The 4,705-nt window shown below is 66.5% G+C and carries 2 protein-coding genes and 1 pseudogene; 2 read left to right on the top strand and 1 reads right to left on the bottom strand.

Translation table 11 applies throughout. The features are described 5' to 3' along the window. Positions 1–766 (bottom strand): annotated as a pseudogene (locus ACTHL9_RS19265) (hypothetical protein); the annotation flags it as partial. Positions 767–939: 173 nt separating this feature from the next. Here ACTHL9_RS19265 and ACTHL9_RS19260 point away from each other — a divergent pair. Both ACTHL9_RS19260 and ACTHL9_RS19255 read left to right on the top strand, forming a co-directional pair. Next, positions 940–2,865 (top strand): amylosucrase, encoded by a 1,926-nt coding sequence (locus ACTHL9_RS19260; RefSeq protein ID WP_440520907.1) that lies wholly within the window; start codon positions 940–942, stop codon positions 2,863–2,865. After that, entirely contained in the window at positions 2,838–4,574 is a 1,737-nt protein-coding gene (locus ACTHL9_RS19255; protein ID WP_440520906.1) for an LssY C-terminal domain-containing protein, read from the top strand. Before ACTHL9_RS19260 ends, ACTHL9_RS19255 begins: the two co-directional genes overlap by 28 nt. Positions 4,575–4,705 lie beyond the last annotated feature (131 nt).

The following is a 4,705-nucleotide window of genomic DNA, read 5'->3' as shown; positions in this document are numbered from 1 at the left end:
ATCCGCCGTAGTCGAACTGATACGAGTCGAGGTAGGGCTGATTCCACTGGGAAATACCCATGATGCTGTTGTTGTCGCCGTATTCGCGGGACGAGCACGCGCCGTCGGTGAATGCGCTCCCCACGATTTGGGAGTCCATCGCGCCGTCCGTGCACTGGAGCGTGTTGGCGTGGCCCAGGCCTTGAACGTGGCCGAGTTCGTGCGTCATCACCGGGGCGGTGAAATTGGACGGCTGAGCCAGAACGATCCGCCCGTTCTCGCTGCCCAGCATCCAGGTGACGCCCAGCGCCCCTGAAAAGCCGCTCACAGAGACGTTGGCATTCGGGATGACGACCATGAGCACCTTGTTGGCCTGGTCGACCCACTTCAGATTCGTCGCGACGGCATTCACGATCGACGAGAAGTCCGCAGTCGAGGAAAGATTGAGCGACATGCCGTCCACGGTGCGGTCCAGCGCGAGCGAGATGTGATTCGCGGAGACGGTCTGCCAGTAGCTGTTCGCTGACTGGAGGTTGTTCTGGAGGCCCGTCACGTCGTAGGTCGCGTTCGGCTGATCCGTCGTCTTGACGGTTACGAGCGTGACGCCGATCTGCGCTGTGCGCTGGCCCAGCGCGGTCGCGGGCTGGACCACAGCGGGGTCGGTGACGCTTGCGGGGGCGGCGGCCGCCGTCGTCGTCGGAGCCGCGGCGACCACCGCGGCGGCGAGCACGGAAATGACACCGCCGCGCGATCGGCGCGCGGCACTCCCAGATGACAACTTCCGCATACCCAGGTCCTCTCGAAGTTGACGCAGTCCTCGTTAATATTACTGGCTTCTTGACAACCTGAGGAAAGACCTGAAGGTAAATCGTTATTGAATACGACGTTCTGGGTTAACATCTCCCCTCCGCGACCGAAGCCCACTACCGTGGGGGCGACAGTCCAGATGAGGGGAGTCACGTGCAGAATAAGGCCAGCCCCGAGGAAGCAGCCCGGCGACACGTCCTCGCGACGCTCGATGCCGAGGCGGGGCTCGATCGCGAGGGAACTGCGTGGGAAGACTTCGGGCTGCGTTTCGACCTGCATTTCCCCGATCTTGCGCGGCTCTTCCATTCGCTCTACGGCGACCGCGAGGACTGGCTCGATCAGCTCAGCGCGCTCGTCGTGGAATGTACGCGCTCCTGGCAGGATCGGCCGGCGGAACTCAAGGCGCTGGATGCGCGGCGGCTCGCTGACCCCGACTGGTTCCAGGCCGGCGGCATGCTGGGCGGAGTCTGCTACGTGGATCGGTACGCCGGCGATCTCGAGGGCCTGCGCGAACGGCTCCCCTCCTTCGAGGAACTCGGCCTGACCTATCTGCACCTCATGCCGCTCTTCCTCGCCCCCGAGCCCAATTCGGACGGGGGCTATGCGGTGTCGAGCTATCGGGAGGTCAATCCGCGGCTCGGCACCATGGAACAGTTGCGGGCGGTCGCGTCCGAGCTCCGCGAGCACGGAATCAGCCTCGTGGTCGACTTCATCTTCAACCACACGTCGAACGAACACGAATGGGCGCAGAAGGCCGCGGCGGGCGATCCCGAATTCTCGGATTACTACTGGATCTTCCCCGACCGGACCATGCCGGATGCGTATGAGCAGACGGTCCGCGAGATCTTCCCCGAGGACCACCCGGGCTCATTTGTGCAAATTCCCGACGGGCGCTGGGTATGGGCCACGTTCCATACCTTCCAATGGGACCTCAACTATTCGAACCCCGCGGTCTTCCGGGCGATGGCCCGCGAAATGCTGTTCCTCGCGAACCAAGGCGTCGAGATCCTCCGCATGGACGCTGTGGCCTTCATTTGGAAGCAACTGGGCACGCCGTGCGAAAGCCTCCCCGAGGCCCACGAGCTCCTGCGCGCCTTCAACGCCGTCTGCCGCCTCGCGGCGCCGTCGCTCCTGTTCAAGTCCGAGGCGATCGTGCACCCCGACGAGGTGGTGCAGTACATCTCCCCGGAGGAGTGCCAGCTCTCCTACAACCCCCTCGAGATGGCGCTCACCTGGGAGGCGCTCGCGACCCGCGACACGCGCCTGCTCTCCCAGGCCCTCGAGCGCCGCCACAACCTCCCCCCGGGGACCGCGTGGGTCAATTACGTCCGCAGCCACGACGACATCGGGTGGACCTTCGCGGACGAGGACGCCGCCGCGCTCGGCATCAACGGCTACGACCACCGCCGCTTCCTCAACTCGTTCTACGTGAACCGCTTCCCGGGCAGCTTCGCGCGCGGGGTCGCCTTCCAGGACAACCCCCGCACCGGCGACTGCCGGATCTCCGGCACAACGGCGTCCCTGTGCGGCCTCGAGGACGGCTCCCCCGAGGCGATCCGCCGGATCCTGCTGGTGCACTCAATCGCCATCAGCACGGGCGGGATTCCGCTCATCTACCTCGGCGACGAAGTCGGGCAGCTCAACGACTACGCGTACGCCGACGAGCCCGGGCACGAGGCCGACAGCCGATGGGTGCACCGCCCGCATTACCCCGCGGAACGCTACGAGCGGCGGCACGACCCCGAGGCACCCGAGGGGCAGATCTACGCGGGCCTGCGGCGGCTGCTCGCCGTGCGCGCCCAGACGCCGGAGCTCGAGGGCAACCGGCTGGTCGGCTTCCACACCCACAACGCGCAGGTGCTCGGCTACCAGCGGACAGGCGGCCCGGACGACGACGGCGGGACCGTCCTCGTTCTCGCGAACTTCTCCGACGCTCCCCAGCACGTCGCCTCGGCGACGTTGAGCGGGTTGGCGGGTGACGGCGTCGATCTCCTCACCGAGCGCCCAGTTGAACTCGCCGACGGGATCATGTTGGAACCGCAGGAGTTCGTGTGGCTGAGGACGAGGTACCGCGGCTGAGGGGCAGCCAGCACCAGCAGAACCAGCGATCCCGAGGGCGCGGGGCGGGCGCGCATCTGTTGCTCGCCGTGGCGGCCCTCATGCTCATGGTGGCCTGCTTCTACGCGGTCAAGACGCTCTCGCTGTTCGTTTCGCCGATGCTGTTCCTTGCCGCGATCTTCCTTGAGGTCGTGTTCCTTGTGGTGTTCGTCTACGCCGTCGCGCGCGCATTGACGAGGCCGTCGGTGATGCTCCGCTCGCTGGGCGAATCCGCCTGGACGGGCCTCGAGTCGAACGAATACATCGTCAGGTTCAGGACCAGCGGCTCGCCTTGGGTCCGGTGGCTCAGGAACCGGGTGCGAACCGACATCCCGCAGGGGCTCTGGCTCACCGGGACGGTGGTGATTGCCGCCATTCCCTTCGTGAACTTCGTCAGCCTCGCCATCACTGTGGCAACCCACGGGCCCCTGACCGAGGTGGACCAGCGCATCGCGAATCTCATGCCCACCGTCCGCACGACCGGCGAGACCTCCTTCTTCTCGTCGGTCACGGTGCTGGCAAACGCCCAGGTCCTGATTCCCGTGGTGGCTGTCGCCGCCGTCGTGCTGTGGTGGAAGAGGCAGCGCTTCCTCGCAGGCGCCGTGGTGGCCACCGCGCTGCTCCAAGAGGGGCTCTACTCCGCCATCAAGCAGATCCTGGGCCGCTCGCGGCCTGACGCCGCGCTGGCCCTGCTGGTCGACACCACCCCGAGCTTCCCCAGCGGACACGTGATGCGCACCGTCGTCGCCTACGGATTCATCGCCTACCTGCTGTTCAAGGCCTTCCGCAGCACCGCCGGGAAGTCCGCGACCATCGCGTGCTACCTCCTCGCGGTCCAGCTCGTTGCGATGAGCCGCGTCTACCTCGGCGTCCACTACCTCAGCGACGTCTGGGGAAGCATGCTGCTGGGAAGCGCGGTGCTGGCCGCCGTCGTCGGAATCATGGAAATCGCCGCCCGATTTCCTGTCCTCAACCACTCACGGCATCCCATCACCCCCGGGCGCATCCTCCTCGTGGCGCCGGCGCTGGGAATCCTGCTCGCCGTGGCCGCCGCGCCCCTCCTGATCCACCCCGAGGGGCACCCCGCTCAGCCGCGGAGCGAGCCGCTGGCTTCGCTCGGCGCCTCGTCGCTGTCACGGCTGCCCGTCTACAGCGAGACGCTGACCGGAGACAGGATGGAGCCGGCCAGCTTCGTCTTCGTCGGAACGGAGGACCAAGTGGTGAACGCCTTCGAAAGCCGCGGATGGGACCGGGCAGACCCCTCGACGTTCGCCGCGACGCTTCGTGCCCTGGCCGTGGGGCTCCAAGGCGGCCAATACGCGAATGCGCCGGTGACCCCCTCCTTCATGGCCTCCGAACCCGAGGCCATCGCCTTCCAGAAACCCACCGCCAGCAATTCCCTGCGCCAGCGCCATCACATCCGGATCTGGCGCTCAGACTATTCCGCGCCTGACGGGCGGCCCGTCTGGGAAGCCACCGCCAGCTTCGACGACGGCATCGAACTCGCCGGAACCGCGAAACTCCCCACCCATCACATCGACCCCAATATCGATGCCGAACGCGCCTACATCATCAATTCCCTCGGGTACCCGGACGACTTCGTGGCCCTCACTGGACCCCAGATGGGCCACAACGGCAGCGGGGACGAGTTCTTCACCGATGGGAGAGCGGAGCTTGTGCTGCTCCATTGAGACGTGGGCACTTGGGCAGCCCTGCGCTTCTGGCATCACTGGGCTCCGGACATGACGCGGCCGCGGCGCCCCGCGCGGCCCCGCCCCCGCGGGGGACACCGGCCCGGAACATAGAATGGCAAAAAAAATGT

It is taken from the genome of Sinomonas sp. (assembly GCF_051955515.1).
GTDB lineage: Bacteria > Actinomycetota > Actinomycetes > Actinomycetales > Micrococcaceae > Sinomonas.
The sequence above is the reverse complement of the archived record's forward strand: the minus strand, read 5'-3'. Positions and strand labels throughout refer to the sequence as shown.